The 17,919-nt window shown below is 42.2% G+C and carries 17 protein-coding genes; 9 read left to right on the top strand and 8 right to left on the bottom strand.

Features of this window, described 5'->3' with window-relative positions; translation table 11 throughout:
- Positions 1-8 precede the first annotated feature (8 nt).
- From GJU87_RS03600 to GJU87_RS03585, 4 genes are all read left to right on the top strand, one after another.
- Positions 9-950 carry a PstS family phosphate ABC transporter substrate-binding protein gene (locus tag GJU87_RS03600; RefSeq protein ID WP_153638239.1) on the top strand — a complete coding sequence of 314 codons (942 nt, stop codon included), beginning with the start codon at positions 9-11 and terminating at the stop codon, positions 948-950.
- Between the two features lie 32 nt (positions 951-982).
- On the top strand, positions 983-1,870 hold the full coding sequence (gene pstC, locus GJU87_RS03595) for a phosphate ABC transporter permease subunit PstC (protein WP_228491850.1): 888 nt from the start codon (positions 983-985) through the stop codon (positions 1,868-1,870).
- Positions 1,867-2,721 carry a PstA family ABC transporter permease gene (locus tag GJU87_RS03590; protein ID WP_153638238.1) on the top strand — a complete coding sequence of 285 codons (855 nt, stop codon included), beginning with the start codon at positions 1,867-1,869 and terminating at the stop codon, positions 2,719-2,721. The genes pstC and GJU87_RS03590 overlap by 4 nt, the downstream gene beginning before the upstream one ends.
- Positions 2,722-2,789: 68 nt before the next feature.
- On the top strand, positions 2,790-3,560 hold the full coding sequence (locus tag GJU87_RS03585; RefSeq protein WP_228491849.1) for a phosphate ABC transporter ATP-binding protein: 771 nt from the start codon (positions 2,790-2,792) through the stop codon (positions 3,558-3,560).
- A 10-nt stretch (positions 3,561-3,570) separates the two neighbouring features.
- Here the strand turns inward: GJU87_RS03585 and GJU87_RS03580 are convergent, their stop codons facing one another.
- The 5 genes from GJU87_RS03580 to GJU87_RS03560 are packed head-to-tail and all read right to left on the bottom strand — an operon-like array spanning position 3,571 to position 5,925.
- Positions 3,571-4,257 carry an NAD(P)H-hydrate epimerase gene (locus tag GJU87_RS03580; RefSeq protein ID WP_153638237.1) on the bottom strand — a complete coding sequence of 229 codons (687 nt, stop codon included), beginning with the start codon at positions 4,255-4,257 and terminating at the stop codon, positions 3,571-3,573.
- 2 nt (positions 4,258-4,259) lie between these two features.
- The gene (locus GJU87_RS03575; RefSeq protein WP_153638236.1) at positions 4,260-4,820 is read right to left on the bottom strand and encodes a peroxidase-related enzyme; all 561 of its coding nucleotides are present in this window, start codon (positions 4,818-4,820) and stop codon (positions 4,260-4,262) included.
- 10 nt (positions 4,821-4,830) lie between these two features.
- On the bottom strand, positions 4,831-5,082 hold the full coding sequence (locus GJU87_RS03570) for a hypothetical protein (protein ID WP_153638235.1): 252 nt from the start codon (positions 5,080-5,082) through the stop codon (positions 4,831-4,833).
- Positions 5,082-5,354 carry a hypothetical protein gene (locus tag GJU87_RS03565; protein ID WP_153638234.1) on the bottom strand — a complete coding sequence of 91 codons (273 nt, stop codon included), beginning with the start codon at positions 5,352-5,354 and terminating at the stop codon, positions 5,082-5,084. The genes GJU87_RS03570 and GJU87_RS03565 overlap by 1 nt, the downstream gene beginning before the upstream one ends.
- A gap of 7 nt (positions 5,355-5,361) precedes the next feature.
- The gene (locus GJU87_RS03560; protein WP_153638233.1) at positions 5,362-5,925 is read right to left on the bottom strand and encodes a sigma-70 family RNA polymerase sigma factor; all 564 of its coding nucleotides are present in this window, start codon (positions 5,923-5,925) and stop codon (positions 5,362-5,364) included.
- Between the two features lie 298 nt (positions 5,926-6,223).
- On the opposite strand from GJU87_RS03560, the gene GJU87_RS03555 reads away from it, so the two are divergent.
- From GJU87_RS03555 to GJU87_RS03540, 4 genes are all read left to right on the top strand, one after another.
- Entirely contained in the window at positions 6,224-7,642 is a 1,419-nt protein-coding gene (locus GJU87_RS03555) for a DUF3945 domain-containing protein (RefSeq protein ID WP_153638232.1), read from the top strand.
- Positions 7,643-7,680: 38 nt separating this feature from the next.
- Positions 7,681-9,762 carry a type IA DNA topoisomerase gene (gene topB / locus GJU87_RS03550; RefSeq protein ID WP_153638231.1) on the top strand — a complete coding sequence of 694 codons (2,082 nt, stop codon included), beginning with the start codon at positions 7,681-7,683 and terminating at the stop codon, positions 9,760-9,762.
- Between the two features lie 276 nt (positions 9,763-10,038).
- Positions 10,039-10,446 carry a DUF1896 family protein gene (locus GJU87_RS03545; RefSeq protein ID WP_153638230.1) on the top strand — a complete coding sequence of 136 codons (408 nt, stop codon included), beginning with the start codon at positions 10,039-10,041 and terminating at the stop codon, positions 10,444-10,446.
- Positions 10,436-15,667, top strand: coding sequence for a helicase-related protein (locus GJU87_RS03540; protein WP_153638229.1), 5,232 nt, complete (start codon positions 10,436-10,438; stop codon positions 15,665-15,667). Before GJU87_RS03545 ends, GJU87_RS03540 begins: the two co-directional genes overlap by 11 nt.
- An 82-nt stretch (positions 15,668-15,749) precedes the next feature.
- Here the strand turns inward: GJU87_RS03540 and GJU87_RS03535 are convergent, their stop codons facing one another.
- The 3 genes from GJU87_RS03535 to GJU87_RS03525 all read right to left on the bottom strand — a co-directional run bounded on the left by GJU87_RS03535 (position 15,750) and on the right by GJU87_RS03525 (position 16,732).
- A complete protein-coding gene (locus tag GJU87_RS03535) occupies positions 15,750-16,022 on the bottom strand; it encodes a helix-turn-helix domain-containing protein (RefSeq protein WP_153638228.1) in 273 nt (90 codons plus the stop codon).
- 84 nt (positions 16,023-16,106) lie between these two features.
- Positions 16,107-16,487 carry an RteC domain-containing protein gene (locus GJU87_RS21755; RefSeq protein WP_153641344.1) on the bottom strand — a complete coding sequence of 127 codons (381 nt, stop codon included), beginning with the start codon at positions 16,485-16,487 and terminating at the stop codon, positions 16,107-16,109.
- The gene (locus GJU87_RS03525) at positions 16,487-16,732 is read right to left on the bottom strand and encodes a hypothetical protein (RefSeq protein ID WP_153638227.1); all 246 of its coding nucleotides are present in this window, start codon (positions 16,730-16,732) and stop codon (positions 16,487-16,489) included. The genes GJU87_RS21755 and GJU87_RS03525 overlap by 1 nt, the downstream gene beginning before the upstream one ends.
- Before the next feature lie 834 nt (positions 16,733-17,566).
- On the opposite strand from GJU87_RS03525, the gene GJU87_RS03520 reads away from it, so the two are divergent.
- Positions 17,567-17,917, top strand: coding sequence for a hypothetical protein (locus GJU87_RS03520; RefSeq protein ID WP_153638226.1), 351 nt, complete (start codon positions 17,567-17,569; stop codon positions 17,915-17,917).
- The last annotated feature ends 2 nt before the right edge of the window (positions 17,918-17,919 follow it).

Below are 17,919 nucleotides of genomic sequence, written 5' to 3'. Positions count from 1 at the left end.
ATCAAAATATGAAAACAACAAAGAGTATCTTGATTTTAGCAGTCATCATTTTGTTGGCCGCCTGTACTTCAACCAAAAAGAAGGAACAGACCATCAGCCTTTCCGGTGCTTTTGCACTGTACCCGTTGGTTGTTAAATGGAGCGAGGAATACCAAAAGGAAAATCCAGACATTCGATTTAATATTTCGGCAGGTGGCGCTGGAAAAGGTATGGCCGATGCACTTTCGGGCACCGTTGACCTGGGCATGTTTTCACGCGAAATTGCACAGGCTGAAATCGACAAAGGCGTTTGGTGGGTTGCTGTTACAAAAGATGCCGTTATCCCAACCGTAAATGCAGCCAATCCGGTGGTTGAAACACTTAAAACCCGTGGAGTTACACGGTCAGAATTTCAGGCGCTGTATATTGATGCAAAATATTCGAACTGGAATCAGTTGTCGGGAATAACCATCGACCAGCCCATTAATGTATTTACCCGTTCCGATGCCTGTGGCGCTGCTGATACCTGGGCTACTTACCTGGGAGGAAAACAGGAAAACCTGCAAGGAGTGGGTGTGTTTGGAGACCCCGGCCTTGCCGATGCTGTAGTGAAAGATGTAAAAGGAATCGGATTCAACAATACCATTTACCTGTATGACATTAAAAGCGGTAATAAAAATATGGGAATTGAAGTTATCCCGATTGACGTAAACGAAAACGGCAAACTGGATGTAGAAGAAAATTTTTACGACACCTTTGAACAAGTGCTGGCTGCCATTGCAGAAGGAAAATATCCTTCGCCTCCGGCGCGCGAACTCTATTTGGTTGCGAAAGGAAAACCTACAAAACAGGCAACACTCGATTTTTTAAAATGGGTGGTGACAAATGGCCAGAAATATGTGCCGGAAGCTGGTTATGTCCCGTTAACACAGTCAAGACTAGATGAACAAGTTGGCAAATTGAATCAATAAATGGGATAGTTTGAAAAATTAAATATAAAAATATGAACAAAAAAAGGAGGTTAACCGATTTATTGGTTAATATCTGGATGCGGGCGGGCTTGTATTTATTACTGGCCATCCCTGTTTTTATTGGGATAGGGTTATACTGGAAAGCTGCTCCGCTGCTGAGGCACGAGTCGCTCGTAAACCTGCTTTTTTCGGGGAAATGGTTTCCAATGAAAGGGGAATTTGGTTTTCTACCCTTTATTTACAGTTCGGTTTACGTAACCCTGCTGGCCTTTATTCTTTCAGCACCATTGTGTTTGTTCGCCGCCATTTATCTCACTCAGTTTAGTAAACAGCGAATGCTGAATTTTATGCTTCCGGTAATCGATATCCTTGCCGGAATTCCATCGGTTGTATACGGTGTATGGGGAATACTGGTGATTGTACCGCTGGTTTCGGATAAAATAGCACCCTTTTTTGGCACAACAAGTTCAGGGTACAGTTTGCTTGCCGGTGGTATTGTTTTGGCGGTAATGTGTATTCCGTATATGCTGAATATGCTCATCGAAGTTTTTCATACTATTCCGGTTGGGATGAAGGAAGCTTCGCTGTCGTTAGGGGCTACACATTGGGAAATGGTAAAACATGTTATCATCCGAAAGGGTTTCCCGGGAATTATCTCTGCATTTGGACTTGGTATTGCCAAGGCATTTGGAGAAACTATTGCCGTTTTAATGGTTGTGGGGAATACGCTGAATATCACACTTTCTCCCTTTAAGGCGGGCTATCCGCTTCCGGCTTTAATTGCCAATAATTATGGTGAAATGATGTCAATTCCTGATTACGATTCGGCGTTAATGTTTGCGGCTTTGCTGTTGTTTGTTGTGATTCTGATTATCAACCTGTTTTTCAGGTATTTTATACATAAAACTGAAAAGATATGAACCGTTGGAAAATAATTGAGGAATGGATATTTAAAATCATCTCTTTCATAGCTGCTTATTCTGTTGTTATAATATTACTGTACTTACTGATTGTTGTTTTCAATAAAGGATTAAGTGCTTTATCATGGGAAATTGTATTTTCATTGCCTGAAGGAGGTTACTATTTTGGAGGTGGTGGCGGAATCTTAAATGCCATTGTAGGTTCATTTTACCTTTCAATCGGGGCAACCGTTCTCGCTGTATTTATCGGCCTGCCTGCAGCATTGTTTATCAATGTTCAACTAATCCGTTTGAAAAGGACTCAAAATACAATACGTTTTTTTCTTGATGCACTTTGGGGAATTCCCTCCATCGTTTATGGGGCATTTGGATTTGCAGTGATGCTTTTTTTAGGATTAAATGCCTCACTTTTAGCCGGAATAATAACCGTGGCGTTATTAATAACACCCATATTAGTCAGGGCTTTCGACGAAGTTTTAAAGACCATTCCTGTTGAGCTGCAGGAAGCTTCCTATTCATTAGGTTCAACCCGGACCGAAACTGCAATGAAAGTGTTGTTTAAACAGGGTTTCGCAGGTTTTATAACAGCTCTTTTGCTTGCTTTTGGACGTGGGATTGGCGATGCTGCATCTGTACTTTTTACGGCCGGATTTACCGACAATATCCCGGTTGCTTTAGACGAGCCTGTGGCTACCTTGCCGCTGTCCATATTTTTTCAGCTGAGTTCCCCCATCGAAGAAGTTCGGCAACGTGCTTACGCTGCAGCAGTTATTCTTACTGTAATTATTTTAATCATTAGTGTTTCGGCAAGGTTCCTTTCAAAACGCTATTCAAAAAACATTATAAAATGAAACCAATGGCTTTTACATATCAATCAGGTTTTTCATCAGAATGCATGACTATGCAAAACGAAATAGAAATGGAAAAAACAATAAAAGTTACCCCAATGATAGAGATTAACGATTTAACTGTTAAAACCAAAGATGCGGTAATCCTGAAAAACATCAACCTTGAAATTCCCAAAAACAAAATTGTTGTATTACTGGGGCCTTCAGGTTGTGGGAAAACCACTTTGCTTAAAAGCTTAAACCGGCTAACCGACCTGCACAAAGAACTGAAAGTTTCGGGGCAAATTATTATTGATGGGCAGGATATCATGAAAGCCGGACAAAACCTTGCATCCATGAGGCAGAAAATGGGCTTGCTTTCGCAAAGGCCGTTTCCGTTGCCTGCCTCCATTTATAAAAATGTATCATATGGGCTAAAACTAAAAGGAATACGCTCAAAAAAATTAATTGCACACAGTGTGGAAACAAATCTGAAAAGAGTAGGTTTATGGAATGAGGTAAAGGACCGGTTAAAAAGCCCAGCTACCAGCCTTTCAATTGGCCAGCAACAGCGGCTTTGCCTTGCCCGTGGACTGGCAGTGAAACCGACAATTATTTTAGCCGATGAGCCTACATCGGCGCTCGACCCAATTTCTACAAAAATCATTGAAAATTTATTTAAAGAATTAAAGCAGCACTATACCATTATTTTGGTAACACACGTGCTTCGGCAGGCATTACGGTTAGCCGACCATGTGGTATTTATGTATTATGGTGAAATTATTGAACAAGGCCACCCTGATGATATATTAAAGAATCCGAAAACAGCGATTCTGAAAAAATATCTGGTAGATGGAAACTGAAGATAAATATTCATAATTTAACACTAAAAAGGCCGGATTTTTTAAATGTTACGGGAACTTCAGTTTTAAATTCCTTGTAAGCGAATGACGGAATACCAAGGTCGGCCACGAATATTTGGGTTGTTTTAAGAAGCGGAATCAACTCGGTTTTCATGGCTGCCAGCGTAAGAATGGCATCGGGCTTAAAAAGGCTTTCGGAAGTTTGTTTGTTGAATCCTGAGGGTAAATCGAGCGATATTTTTGGGCATTGAAACTGGTTCGCGGTTTCAAGCGCCTTTACGAAAATGGCTGGTAAGGGCAATCGTTGCGAAAATCCAAAATAAGCATCGATAAAGAGTTTTGGATTCTTTTGCTTTTCAATTTTTGCCCCAAATTTCAATGCTTTTTTTAACTGGCTGGCAGGAAGTTCATTCAGATTTTTATCTGGTATGTCAAGAAAAACTTCGTATCCCCAGGCCGCCAAACGTCGGGCAGCAACAAGTCCACCTCCACCGTTGTTCCCTGTGCCTGTGCCAATTAAAATTTCACCTTTTTCAGGAAGAAATGAGGAGGCAAGGCGTGCCAGGTTCAAACCGGCATTTTCCATCATTAACTCAATAGGAAGATTATATTGTCGTACTGCCAGGTAATCCATTTCACGAAATGAATCAATAGGAAGTGTGGCTATTTCGGCTAAGTTTATTTCAGGAAAATTCATAATCAGTAATTATATCCCTGCATTTCGCTTTCGGTAACTTCAAGGCCAAGCGCCAATACAATACGGTTTACAAAATTAAAGTAGGCAACAACCAACGTAGCATCCAGTAATGCGTTATCCGAAATCCCTTCGTTTCGCAGCGGTTGAAGTTGCTGTTCATCTTTATAAATATCTGGGGAAATAGTAAGTTTTCGTGCCATTTCACAAAGGGCAATTTCCCGTAACGATAATCCTGCCTGGTGAAAATCTCTTTTCAGCAATGAAATTTTTTCATCGTTTTTCCAGTAATGGTTTAATGCCTGGGCGTGGTGCATCTGGCAATATTCACAACCGTTGGAAACCGAAACTACCACAGCCATCATCTCACGTTCGGCACGTGAAAGCTCCGATTTCGTGAACATAATTTCCATGTACAAAGCCATGTGGTGCACAATGCTTTCGGGGCGAAGGCTTTGGATTTTATGTACATCGGCCAGTTTTCCACGCTTTTTTACGAGGTCGTCGTAAATTTCTTTTAACCTTCCGGTGGCTTCTTCAGGTTCAATAACCCGGATTCGGTTCATAGTTTCTATGTTAATTTGATTTTATGGTTTCAGTACAATTTTTTCGGTTGGCCAATACCGAGGAATATAACGAAACACAAAATGGAACCACAAAGGTCAACAACATGCGGTAAATATTCATACCTTCAAAAGACAGGCTGAAAATTCCAGGATTATTTATGATATTTAAAATAATACCTACAAGGATTGCTACACGGATTGCACGAATAATTGACTCTTTCTGTGTTGCCAGTTTCGCTATATTTTGTTTTAGTTGAATCATTAATGATGGTGTTCCTGAAGTTTTATTTTGATTTGTTCTTTTAGCTTCTCTGTATCAGTGTTCTCAGATGAAGTTCCATGAAGGTGTTTCTGTATTCCTTCTTCAATGATTTCGCTTTGTTCCTCGTACATAGAGCAGGCATCACACATCATCTTGTGCAATTCGAGCTGAATTTTTTCTTTTACTGTCAGCTTAAAGTGAAGCTTTTTTTCGATTAATTCCGTTGCTTTCAAACAGGAAAGAAACAGAAAGTGCATTATTTTATTTTTCATATCTATGTCAATTAAACCAATTTTTTTCAATGCATTCCCTCAACTGAAGTTTTGCCCTGTGAACGATTTGCCAGTAATTGGACGGAGTGATATCCAATTCCTGACAAATCTCGTCACCATTTTTATCAGAGAGATACTTTAGTTTTACACAAATGCCCCATTTATCCGGCAAGGCAGCGAGACACTTTTTAAGAATATCATGGAATTCATGGTCATCCAATAAATGGTTTTCATTCTCCTGTTCATGCCAGTTTTTTGGTTTGTTAATTTCTTTCCAGTCGCCTTCATCACTAAAAAAATGTGAAAAAGCCTGGTTATCCATGTGTACGGGTTGCTTCACTTTTTTCCGGTAATGGTCTATAATTTTATGGTTTAAAATACTGAACAACCATGTCTTTGGTGAGCTATCACCTTTGAATGAATCGATTTTTTCTGCTGCGGCAAGGAAAGTTTCCTGTACTAAATCGGCTGCCAATTCTGAGTCTGATACTTTATGCAATGCCCAGGAATAAAGCTCCTGCGTATGATTTTCCACCCAAACCGAAAGCGACATCTTTTTTAATATTGTCATGGTCAAATTGTTAAAACAGTTGTAAATATACAAAAGTTCCAACCTATTAGAATAACGATTGAATTTACATTGCGTTAGTAATCAAATTAATCCTAACAAGACGATGAACAGTTATTGCCAATTCAAAAATATGTCTCAAAATAAGTTTTTAAAATATCCTTCATGGAACCGTTTTTTATACCAATAATTTTCGACCAAAGACAAACCCTACCACATCCAGGACAAGTCCTGCAACTGTTTAATAGTCACTAATCCAAAGCCATAATTTCAGTGCATTATAAATTTAAATGTACAAATTATGGACAAAGATTTAACATCCGAAACCTTACTGGTTGCCGAGGAAAAAGAACAAGGCAAACCGGTTGTAAAAGCTGCAACGGGGAAATTCAATAAAGACGGGACTCCCCAAACCGTATCGGCCCGGGAAAAAAGTAACCCGGATTTTTTACGAATCGACAGGCATGGCAATGCACTAGAAAACTTCTTTTCCAATTTCATGCGACAGTGCAAAAATCCCACCCAATTTAGTTTTTTCAAAGTCCCAATCAACAGTGTTTCTGAAATGTCCATTGTTATCGGCGACATCCTGAAAAACGGCTACGAATCGGGTAAAGAATTGCTGGACGAATACCGGGTAAAACCGGAAGACTACAGCAAGAGGCAAAACAAAGAGCAACAGACGGAAGAACAAACCAGAGAGAACAAAACATCTCAAACCAACCGGGACAAGAAGCCAACAGCCATTTCAGAAAATGAAGTGGATTGGGACAGCTTGCAAAAACTGGGAGTCAGTAAGGAAATGCTACAAAAAAGAAAATGCCTGGATACGATGCTGAACTATGGAAAATCCCCTTTGCTTCCCGTAAAAATGGATTTGGATGGGATAAGTGTCGATACCCAGGCAAGGCTGGCGTTCCGTAAGGGAGAGGATGATAAACTGACCGTTGCTGTCCACGGGGTGCGCCAGCAACCTGAACTGGACAAACCGTTTTACAGCCATCAGTTTACCGATGAAGAAAAAAAGGCTTTGCTGGAAACCGGTAACCTTGGGAAAGTACTTGACTTAAAAAAGTCCGATGGCTCCATCCTGCCGGTATATGTAAGTATTGACAAGCTGACCAACGAAATCGTCGCCCTTCGTGCCGATAAAATAAATATCCCGGATGAGATTAAAGGCGTGCGCCTAAACGAGAGACAAAAACAGGAATTACAGGAAGGAAAAGCGGTTTTGGTTGAAAACATGACAGCCCGGAGCGGAAAAGAGTTTTCCGCCTACCTGCAGGTCAATGCCGAAAAGCGGGGGCTGGAATTCATTTTTAACAACCAGGTCCAAAACCAACAAATTAACCTTAGGATTCCTAAGAAGCTCGGAGGGGTAAGCCTCACCGAAAAACAACAAGCCGACCTGAAAGCAGAAAGGACAATTTATGTGCAAGGGCTGACCGATAAAAAGGGGGAAAAATACAATGCCTACATTAAAGTAAATCCTGAAAAAGGGAAGCTTGATTTCTTTAAATGGAACCCGGACAAAGCACAGGAGAAAACACCTGATAATGCCCACAAGACACAGGAAGCCGTCAATTCGCAGGGCAAAACCAACGAGGCCACCAAAAATGTACAAGAACCTCTGAAACCTGGACAAACCCGACCTAACGAGAAACAACAAGGCGAAGAGGCCAAACAGCAAAAATCCAAAGCAAAAGGGCTCAAAGTGTAGAATTGCGGCAATCAAAAAAAATAGCAAAAAATAAAAATATGAAAGCAATATTAGCAGAGAAACCAAGTGTAGCAAAAGAAATAGCCCGGATAGCAGGGGCAACAAAGAGACACGACGGATACCTTGAAGGAAACGGGTATGTGGTTACCTGGGCTTTAGGCCATTTAATTGGACTGGCCAAGCCCGAAGAATATGGCTATGGCAGTTTCCAAAAAGAAAACCTGCCCATGCTCCCCGCAGAATTTATTTTAACGCCACGCAGTATAAAGGCAGGCAAATCGTACCAGTTTGACAAAAGGGCGTTACAACAACTGGAAGTTATCGAATCCGTTTTCAACCGGTGCAACCACATTATTGTAGCCACCGATGCCGGGCGCGAAGGGGAACTTATCTTCCGGTTCATCTATAATTACCTGGGGTGCAAAAAAACTTTTTCCCGCTTGTGGATAAGCAGCCTCACAGATAAAGCAATCAGGCAGGGGCTTAACAACCTGAAAAACGGGCATGAGTATGATAACCTTTACCGGGCAGCCCAGGCCCGGAGCGAATCGGACTGGCTGGTGGGAATGAACGCTACACAGGCAATTACCTTAAATGCGGGGCACGGGCTGTATTCGCTTGGCCGGGTACAAACCCCAACACTGGGAATGGTCTGTAAACGATTTCTGGAAAACAAAAATTTTGTTTCAAAGCCCTTTTGGATTGTGGAAGCAGAACTGAAAAAAGATGGCCTGGTAGTTAAAGTCCCTGTTACTACAGAATTTGAAAATGAAGAAAAAGCAACACAGGTTTTGCAGGTAATCAGGGATTCCGGGCTGTTAAAAGTTACCACTGTTGAAACCAAACAACGTACCGAAAAGCCCTCATTGCTTTACGATTTAACCGCCCTGCAAAAAGATGCCAACAGCAGGTTGGGCTTTTCGGCTACCCACGCCTTATCTATTGCACAGAAACTCTACGAAAACAAACTGATTACCTACCCACGTACCGGAAGCCGGTTTATACCGGGGGATGTTTTTGAAGAAATACCTGCATTGATTTCGACGTTGCACCAGCAACCGGTTTTGGGCGATTATGCGAAAAAACTGAACCCGCTGAATGACCTGTGTGTCAACGATGGAAAAGTAACCGACCACCATGCATTGCTTATTACAGAAAATAAACCTACAGGTTTAAAAAAAGAAGAACAGGCAGTATATGATATGATAGCCGGACGGATGCTGGAAGCTTTCTCCCCGAATTGTCAAAAAGAAATAACTCAGGTTGTATTCAATTGTAACGGCATTGAGTTAAAAGCCAATGGAGCTGTTACCACAACGAAAGGCTGGCGTGCAGTACCGGATACCCGCGAAGAAAACGAAACGGCGCTACCCAAATTTTCCGAAGGGGAACAGCTGCCAATAACCAGGGCTGAAATTCTAAAAAAACAGACAAAACCCAAACCATTGCTAACCGAAGCCGCTTTGTTGTCAGCCATGGAAAGTGCGGGAAAAGAACTGGACAATGCGGACTACCGCAAAATTTTAAACACGGTGGGGATTGGTACCCCGGCAACACGTGCAGCCGTTATTGAAACCCTTTTTACAAGGGAATATATAAAAAGGAACGGTAAATCACTTGTCCCGACCGAAAAAGGGCTCGCCGTTTATGCCGTTGTAAAAGATATGAAAATTGCCGATGTAGAAATGACAGGCAACTGGGAATATGACCTGGCACGCATTGAACAGGGGGCTATCGATGCCGGGACATTTTTGCGGGGAATCCGGCAATACACAACACAAATCACAGAAGAACTGCTCCACAGCAAAATAAGGATAGAAATAAACGATACTCCCGGCGTTGTTTGCCCCAAATGCAAAAAAGGGAAAGTGTTTTTCTATTATAAAGTTGCCAAATGCGACAATACGGGTTGCGGTCTTGTTATTTTTCGCCATGTATGTGGCAGAATACTGACCGACGGGCAAATCAGCCGGTTGCTGTTAAATGGGAAAACCGTAGAAATAAAAGGTTTTAGAAATCGTAAGGGAAATGTGTTCAATGCTGTTTTGGTTTTGGATAAGGATTTTAAAACAGGTTTTGAATTTGTACCCGATAAAAAAGTCATTAAATACCCGAAGTGATACCTGTAAATGATGCTCTGCGGTACTTTGGCGCCTGCTCATTCAAAACTGCGGCGATATCCCCGCTGCGCCGGGGACGCAGCAGTTTTTTTCGTTCACAAACGCCAAAGAACCCCGCATATCCCGGGCAGGAAGGCAAAAGGGCGTTTCACTGTTTACACCGGCTACGCCCTTTCACCACCCTGCTTTTCCGGGAGTGGTTCCCGTTAAAAACCGGTATTCCTGTTAAAGTAGAATTTCTGTTCAATAGTATGATTACTTAATACTCAACAAATCATGGAACTCTCATATTTTCAATTACGCCTTGTCGCTTTCCTGGAAGAAAACCATCCCGATAAAATCAATGACCGGCAATTTATCCGGCAGCGCAGTGAACTGGCTGCAGAGGCTTATTCAGAAGCCATCCGAAACGGGGCAAATCATATTGAAGCAGAGGAGCTGGCTAACGCAGAGTTACTCCGCGGGCTACACTTTTCAAGATACAATACGCTTTTTGAGGTACTGTCCGAAGAATTTTCAGATACGGTAAGCGATGAAAAAATTCAACAGTACGCAGTGGAACTACTGCCCCTGTGCAAAGATGTTTTTGCAACTTATGAACTACACGACAGTTTTGAGGACACTTCAGAATATGAAAAGCTATACACGGAACTAACCGGAAAAATTGTTGCGTATGGCTTATAACAAAAGACAACACCTCCTGGAGAATACACAGGCCATCCGAACACTTTTCCGCCTGGAAAAAGAAAACAGGCAGCCCTCGGGCGAAGAACTGGACACTTTGCGGAAATTTTCCGGCTTTGGCGGTTTAAAATGTGTCCTGAACCCGGTAAAAGATTTAAGTGATGCCATGCGCTGGACAAAATCTGATTTGCCGTTGTTCCCTCTGGTCAGGGAACTGCATAAAGTCATCTATGAAAACAGCACAGACAGGAACCAGTACCGGCAGTTTTACAACAGCCTGAAAAATTCGGTTTTGTCTGCTTTTTACACGCCACCTGAAATTGTAACCGCACTGGCAGATTCATTGAGTAATGCAGGGATAACACCCGGTCGTTTTTTAGACCCCTCTGCCGGGATGGGTGAATTTATGTCGGCATTTAACAAGCAGGAGAAAATAGATGAAACGGTTGGCTTTGAAAAGGATTTGCTCACCGGCAAAATGCTTGGCTATCTTTATCCTGATAGCACAATTAAAGTAGAAGGCTTTGAAAATATCAGGGAAAGCCGCAATAATTATTTTGATTTGGCAGCTTCCAATATCCCTTTCGGGGATGTGGCCGTTTTCGACCCTGCGTTTCATGCTTCATCGGTAATCGCCGAAAAAATGGCAACCGGGGCCATCCACAACTACTTTTTCCTCAAAGCAGTCAAAACCCTTCGGGAAGGGGGCATACTGGCCTTTATTACTTCGCAGGGAGTGATGGATTCTTCGAAAAATCAACCAGTGCGCAACTGGTTAATGGGCGAATGTAGCCTGGTATCTGCCGTTCGTCTGCCCAATAACCTCTTTTCATATTATGCGGGGACTGATGTGGGGAGCGACCTTATCATCCTTCAAAAAAACGGCTACAAACAACGCATCTCCGACCGGGAAGAAGCATTCATCCACAGCCGTCCGCTCTCTTCCGGTATTATTGTAAACGATTATTATCAAGACATGCAGCGAATTGTGCACACCAAGGGGTTTATTGATACCGACCCTTACGGAAAACCAGCCTGGATATACGAACATGAAGGAGGGGTGAAAGGAATTGCAGGGGACATGCAGAAAATGTTGCAAAATGACGTGTCCCGCTACCTGGATATTGGACTGTTTAACCACCATAGTGATAAGAGCCGACAGGATAAAGTTCAATCTAAACCGCCACACCAGACACAATCAGCACAGCAGGGACTAAGCTCTCAAAAAAAAGAAACTAAAAACAACCCACCGCAAACTGTAAAATTGCAACCCGGTGGCGCAACGCAACTCAGCCTTTTTGACCAGTTTGAAGCTGCACCGAATAACCGGAAGGAAAAACCCCAAAAAGAAAATTTTGAACCACGCCCCTTTGAGGGGGAACTGCACCATTTTCTCAGCGATGGCAGCCTTGTAGCAGTTAATGGTTCACAAGTGGGGTATTTACGGAACATAAATGATAAGGGCGCCATTTTTCATCCCCTGGACATCGGGCAAAAACAAAGGAGCATTATTCGTTCTTACATCGAAATAAGGAATGCCTATGAGCAACTCTACTATTTTGAGGCTACGGAGAAAAAAGAAAACCCCGAAATACGAAAATTGCTAAACAACCAATACGATACTTTTGTCCAAAAGCATGGTTTCCTGAATGCCCCGGACAACCTGAAAGCCATTAAAATGGACAAAGGGGCGTTATCTGTTTTGGCTTTGGAGCGATACATTGACGGTAAGGCAGAAAAAGCCGATATTTTCCTCACCCCGGTGAGCTTTTTCAATTCAAACCAGGCAGAAAATATCAGCCCGGAAGAAGCGTTGGCCTTGTCGCTAAACCGGACCGGAAATGTGGATTTGGATTTTATGGCCCGGCAGACAGGTATGGAAATTTCAGAGGTTAAAGAACAATTGCACGGTCATATCTGGTTTAATCCTTTGGTGGGAAGCTATGAAACTGCTGACAAATTTCTGGCCGGGAACGTGGTACAAAAGGCAGGTTTAATAAAAAAATACCTGGAAGAAAATGACGGTAATCCCGCTATTATAAATAAACAGGAAGCAATTGAAGCTTATAGTGCTTTAGAAAAAGTCATCCCTGAACTGATTTCTTTTGAACAACTGGATTTTAATCTTGGTGAACGCTGGATACCTGCCGGGATTTATGAGAAGTATGCCTCTTATTTGTTCGACACCGATGTGAAAGTACACTACCTCCCGAACCTCGATGAATTTTCAGTTGAGACAGGCCATTACACCGCCCAAATCTACGACAAGTTTTGTGTACGCAGCCAAAGCCGTTCGTATAACGGGATGGCGCTCTTAAAGCATGCGTTGCTCAATACTACCCCCAATATTACCAAAACCATTACAATAGATGACAAAGAAGTAAAAGTCCCCGACAATGAAGCTATTCAGATGGCAGGAAGTAAAATTGATGAGATACGGGAAGGTTTTATCAATTGGCTTTACCAGCAATCCCCGGAGTTTAAACAGCGGCTGGCCGGGCTGTACAACAATAAATTTAACTGCTTTGTCCGTCCTGAATATAAGGGCAGCCACCAGTCATTCCCCGGACTGGACTTAAAAGGGCTGGGCATAACGGATTTGTACGACAGCCAGAAAGATGCCATTTGGATGTTAAAGCAAAACAGCGGTGGGATTTGCGACCATGAGGTAGGGGCTGGCAAAACCCTGATAATGTGTTGCGCCGCCTACGAGATGAAGCGTCTGAACATCGCTTCGAAACCAATGATTATCGGGTTGAAAGCCAATGTGCACGAAATAGCGGAAACATTCCGGACAGCTTATCCCCATGCCAAAATACTGTATCCGGGCAAACAGGACTTTACCCCGCAAAAACGTCTGAAAATTTTTCATGACATAAAAAACAACAACTGGGATGCCATCATCCTGACCCACGACCAGTTTCAGAAAATCCCGCAGTCGCCTGAAATGCAGCAACGCATATTACAGGAGGAACTGGACAGCGTGGAAGAAAACCTGGAAGTACTCAAAAACCAGGGGGCCAATGTGTCGAATGCCATGCTGAAGGGTCTGTTAAAACGCCAGTCCAACCTGGAGGTAAAACTTAAAAGTATTGCACACCAGATAGAACAACGCACCGATGATATTGTGGATTTTAAACAAATGGGCATAGACCACCTGTTTGTTGATGAAAGCCATAAATTCAAGAACCTCATGTTCAATACCCGTCACGACCGTGTGGCAGGATTAGGGAATTCGCAGGGAAGCCAGCGTGCCTTAAACCTGTTGTTTGCTATCCGTACCATACAGGCAAACAAGGGCAAAGATTTAGGGACGACTTTTCTCTCAGGGACAACCATCAGCAACTCACTAACGGAACTGTACCTGTTGTTTAAGTACCTGCGCCCTGAAGCCCTGGCCCGGCAGGATATTCATTGTTTTGACGCATGGGCGGCCATTTATACAAAAAAAACCGCTGATTTTGAATTTTCTGTTACCAATCAAATTGTTCAAAAAGAGCGCTTCCGCTATTTTATAAAAGTACCGGAACTGGCTGCGTTCTATTCTGAAATAACCGATTACCGCACAGCCAAAGATGTAGGTATTGACCGGCCGGAGATGAACGAACAGCTTTACCACATTCCACCCACGCCTGACCAGGAAGATTTTATAAAAAGGCTGATGGCTTTTGCCCAAAACGGGGATGCAACAATTTTGGGAAGGGCGCCCTTGACGGAAAGGGAGGAAAAAGCCAAGATGCTGATTGCAACCGATTATGCCCGCAAAATGAGCCTGGACATGCGGATGATAAGCCAGCATTATGAAGACCATATTGACAATAAAACATCGCATTGTGCAGCCAATATTGCCCTTTACTACCGGAACTACCAACAGCAAAAAGGGACACAGTTTGTATTTTCTGATTTAGGGACTTACAAGCCGGGAGAATGGAATGTTTACAGCGAGATTAAGCGAAAGTTATATGAAGACCACGGCATCCCGGCCCATGAAATCCGCTTTATACAGGAAGCCAAAACCGACAAAGCCCGGAAGGAAATTATCAGGGGTATGAACAGTGGGCAGGTGCGGGTTTTGTTTGGTTCTACCGATATGCTCGGCACAGGGGTAAATGCACAGAAAAGGGCGGTGGCCATCCATCACCTGGACATTCCATGGCGCCCTTCCGATTTGGAGCAACGAAATGGGCGGGCAGTGCGGAAAGGCAACGAGATTGCCAAAGCCTTTGCGGGAAATAAGGTGGACACTTTTATTTATGCCGTGGAAAAGTCTTTGGATTCCTATAAGTTCAACCTGCTGGCCAACAAACAATTGTTCATCCGTCAGCTAAAGTCGAATAATATGGGTACCCGCACCATTGACGAAGGCGCTATGGACGAAAACTCGGGCATGAACTTCTCTGAATATGTGGCCATTTTATCCGGGAATACTGAACTATTGGAGAAAGCAAAATTAGAGAAAAAGATTACAGCTATGGAAAGCGAACGCAAAGCCTTCTACCGCTCCCGGAGTTCCTCTGAATACAAACTCAGTGAAATACAGCACGCCATAAAACACAGCAATACAGTTATTGAAGAAATGACAGCCGATTGGCAATTCTTGCAGCGACGCTTACAGAAAGATGACAATGAAAATTTATTAAATCCCGTACATCTGGATGGGTTGAATAATTCCGCTTATGAAGTTGTTGGGGCAAAACTTAACCAGATAAATGATACTGTCAATACTAAGGGCGAATATCAGAAAATTGGGGAGCTTTATAGCTTTCGGCTATTGGTAAAATCAGAACTGTCGGCTAAAGACGGGTCGATTTTTAGCGATGAAAATTACATCAACAACCGTTTTTTTATCCAGGGGCAAAGCGGCATAAAATACACTTATAACAATGGCCGGATAGCCCGGGACCCTAAACTGGCTTCCATGAACTTTTTGAATGCCCTGCATAAAATCCCGGAATTGATAGAAAACCACCAAGTTCAAAATGAAAAGCTTAAAAAGGACATCCCTGTTTTGCAGGAGGTAGTTAACGGGAAATGGCGGAAAGAGGATGAACTGAACAAAATGAAAACGGAGCTTTCGGTACTGGAACGAAAAATTAAGGTTTCACTGGACAGGCAAAACCAGCCCGGGGAAAGTAGTCCGGAGAAAGCTGAAAAGGAAAAAGAGATGGTTGAAGTGGAAGAAAAAAGAAACTTCTACCAGTCTAAGGGATGCAGACTTTAGTTTTACAATCAATCCTGTTTGAGGGCTGATAATGAATCAGATAATATTTAAATCAATACAATTTTTACTATTCAAAAGTTTATTACCCACTATTTTTTATAAAGTCATTTACCTGCTCCACCGTATAAAATGTTTTGCCACCAATCCTTAAATATTTTAAAGTGCCTTTTGAACGGTATCGCTGAAGTGTTCGTTTATTGACATTCAGCAACTGACATAAGTCCTGATTATCCAGTAGTTTTAATTCATTGCCCCTTTGGTCGGTCATAAACCTATCCGTCTTTTGATGGAGTAATTCTATTTGCTCCAATATTCGTTCCATATAGCTTTCAAAATTGTCCCTGTCGATATTCATGATTTGTGAATTTTTAGTTTTTTCATTTCACAAAAATGAGCACGGATAGAAAAACTAATGGGATACTTGCCGGCAAGTACCCCATTAATTTTCATCCAGAAGTTCCAGTTTATTATTAAACTCTGTCACCAGTTCATTCAGAAAAAAGGAACGGGATTCCAAATGAATTTTATTCGCTGACCGGGCAGTTAGCTTTTTTATTGTAGAGTGGTAACCCGGAAGGGGGATATTGAAAGTATGGCTGAAAAAGCCAACCAGTTCTTTTATGGAAATCCTGCCATGGTTGATACTCATTGTAAGGTATAAAGCATAGATTAATTCAAGAAGGGCGCGTTTGCTGGCTGTCCACGTAAGGGGTAATCCTTTATATATATTTAGGTTGCTGGTATTTATGTTATTGCCTTTCCTTAATTTTGTACATTCAATTTCCACTTCAACATAATGAATGAGGTGGTCTAAAAACATTAGCAAATCAGGAACGGGCTTTTTTTTTCAACAATCACAGTTTCCTTAATCCATTCAACAGACAATTTAAGACGGCACCATTCCCGGTATTCTTCTGCCAGACTTTTACCTGGCTGGCGAAAGCACTCTATTAATCCTTCCCACTTATCTATTAATTTTTCCATTTCCTGTGACCGTACATCTACTTTCTCATCAATTAACTCTGCAACTTCATTCAAGAATGATTTTAAAGATTTGTTTTTCATGGTTTTGTATTTATAGGTTTCCATTAAGTTCACGGGGTATAAACTTTGCAGAATCATCACTGTTGTAGTTTATTTAGTTAAATACAAAAAGCGTGCTAAACTTCTAAAACATAAAATTTAATAGAAGGAGGTAGCTTTTAACGTTATTGAAAGGTCATGTTAAATACTGTGGTATTGTATCTTTTGCACCTGCCATTGCCTGCAACCGCTTCACTCCGGTCTTTCGTCCCTCTTTCCCTTCATTCAACAGTTTCGGCATCTCGCGCAAGAGGGGCTCAGGTAATCGCCCCACTTGCTTTTTACCTTCGCTTTATAATGTTTGATAATGGCCAACCTGTGCCTTCGATAGCTTCATTTCAGGTATTTCTCCGATAATCATCGGAGTATTCCTTGCATTCAGCACTCGCCGGCACCCCACACAAGAGTAGCGGCTTCACTTCACTTTGTTCAACCCGCATCCTGACGGACTTCTCTTCGTTATGTTCTGCCACTACACTTGTTTTTGCCGTCCCATGCGAAGTAATTTTTCGGTAATGTTTCCTGGAATTTGCCAGGTGAATGTTTTATTCCTTTCAATTTTTTTATTCTTTTTCCGACCGTAAAATTTAAACTTCCGCCTTTCCGTCGGCCATTGTCATTCCGGTGGCAAAGGTAACCCGTGTGCAGGGGCATACAAGTTCAGGCCTCCGGTTTTGCAAAAAATCTCCACCCGCCAACTGGCGGGTAGTATTTCCCGCAAAAAACTTGCACGCCCCCACACACTTACCTTTTTACGCCACCAAAACAACAACGACCGACACGATGGAAAGACGCATAACTTTAAATAACAGTACTATGAAAAAGAAAAATGTAAATAATTGTTTTGAAAATCCAACTAATGAAAAACAAAACTCCCTCTCCTCCAAAATCCGCATAGGTTTGGGTGGAGGTTCTCCGACATTTAAACATCAATTTGTGAAAATTAATGAGGCTGAATATGCCACCGATTTTGAGTTTTTTATCAAAAATCAGGTTCATGTGGTACACCACATGGATAAGACTACATCCATTTGCAGTTGTTTGGAAAACCGTTGTTTCAAAAAGGACAACACTTCTCCTTTAGATGATGAGACCATTATGAATAGCCTGAACCAGGTTCATAGCGACATTATTGCTTTTAAATACGGCGGTGAGCTTGTTTATTAACC

This window comes from Prolixibacter sp. NT017 (assembly GCF_009617875.1).
Classification (GTDB): domain Bacteria; phylum Bacteroidota; class Bacteroidia; order Bacteroidales; family Prolixibacteraceae; genus Prolixibacter.
The sequence above is the reverse complement of the archived record's forward strand: the minus strand, read 5'-3'. Positions and strand labels throughout refer to the sequence as shown.

Bases quoted from the DNA above. Each gene is read 5' to 3' on its own strand.
- GJU87_RS03600 (WP_153638239.1), top strand. From the start codon at position 9: ATGAAAACAACAAAGAGTATCTTGATTTTAGCAGTCATCATTTTGTTG.
- pstC (WP_228491850.1), top strand. From the start codon at position 983: ATGAACAAAAAAAGGAGGTTAACCGATTTATTGGTTAATATCTGGATG.
- GJU87_RS03590 (WP_153638238.1), top strand. From the start codon at position 1,867: ATGAACCGTTGGAAAATAATTGAGGAATGGATATTTAAAATCATCTCT.
- GJU87_RS03585 (WP_228491849.1), top strand. From the start codon at position 2,790: ATGGAAAAAACAATAAAAGTTACCCCAATGATAGAGATTAACGATTTA.
- GJU87_RS03580 (WP_153638237.1), bottom strand. From the start codon at position 4,257: ATGAATTTTCCTGAAATAAACTTAGCCGAAATAGCCACACTTCCTATT.
- GJU87_RS03575 (WP_153638236.1), bottom strand. From the start codon at position 4,820: ATGAACCGAATCCGGGTTATTGAACCTGAAGAAGCCACCGGAAGGTTA.
- GJU87_RS03570 (WP_153638235.1), bottom strand. From the start codon at position 5,082: ATGATTCAACTAAAACAAAATATAGCGAAACTGGCAACACAGAAAGAG.
- GJU87_RS03565 (WP_153638234.1), bottom strand. From the start codon at position 5,354: ATGAAAAATAAAATAATGCACTTTCTGTTTCTTTCCTGTTTGAAAGCA.
- GJU87_RS03560 (WP_153638233.1), bottom strand. From the start codon at position 5,925: ATGACAATATTAAAAAAGATGTCGCTTTCGGTTTGGGTGGAAAATCAT.
- GJU87_RS03555 (WP_153638232.1), top strand. From the start codon at position 6,224: ATGGACAAAGATTTAACATCCGAAACCTTACTGGTTGCCGAGGAAAAA.
- topB (WP_153638231.1), top strand. From the start codon at position 7,681: ATGAAAGCAATATTAGCAGAGAAACCAAGTGTAGCAAAAGAAATAGCC.
- GJU87_RS03545 (WP_153638230.1), top strand. From the start codon at position 10,039: ATGGAACTCTCATATTTTCAATTACGCCTTGTCGCTTTCCTGGAAGAA.
- GJU87_RS03540 (WP_153638229.1), top strand. From the start codon at position 10,436: ATGGCTTATAACAAAAGACAACACCTCCTGGAGAATACACAGGCCATC.
- GJU87_RS03535 (WP_153638228.1), bottom strand. From the start codon at position 16,022: ATGAATATCGACAGGGACAATTTTGAAAGCTATATGGAACGAATATTG.
- GJU87_RS21755 (WP_153641344.1), bottom strand. From the start codon at position 16,487: ATGTTTTTAGACCACCTCATTCATTATGTTGAAGTGGAAATTGAATGT.
- GJU87_RS03525 (WP_153638227.1), bottom strand. From the start codon at position 16,732: ATGAAAAACAAATCTTTAAAATCATTCTTGAATGAAGTTGCAGAGTTA.
- GJU87_RS03520 (WP_153638226.1), top strand. From the start codon at position 17,567: ATGAAAAAGAAAAATGTAAATAATTGTTTTGAAAATCCAACTAATGAA.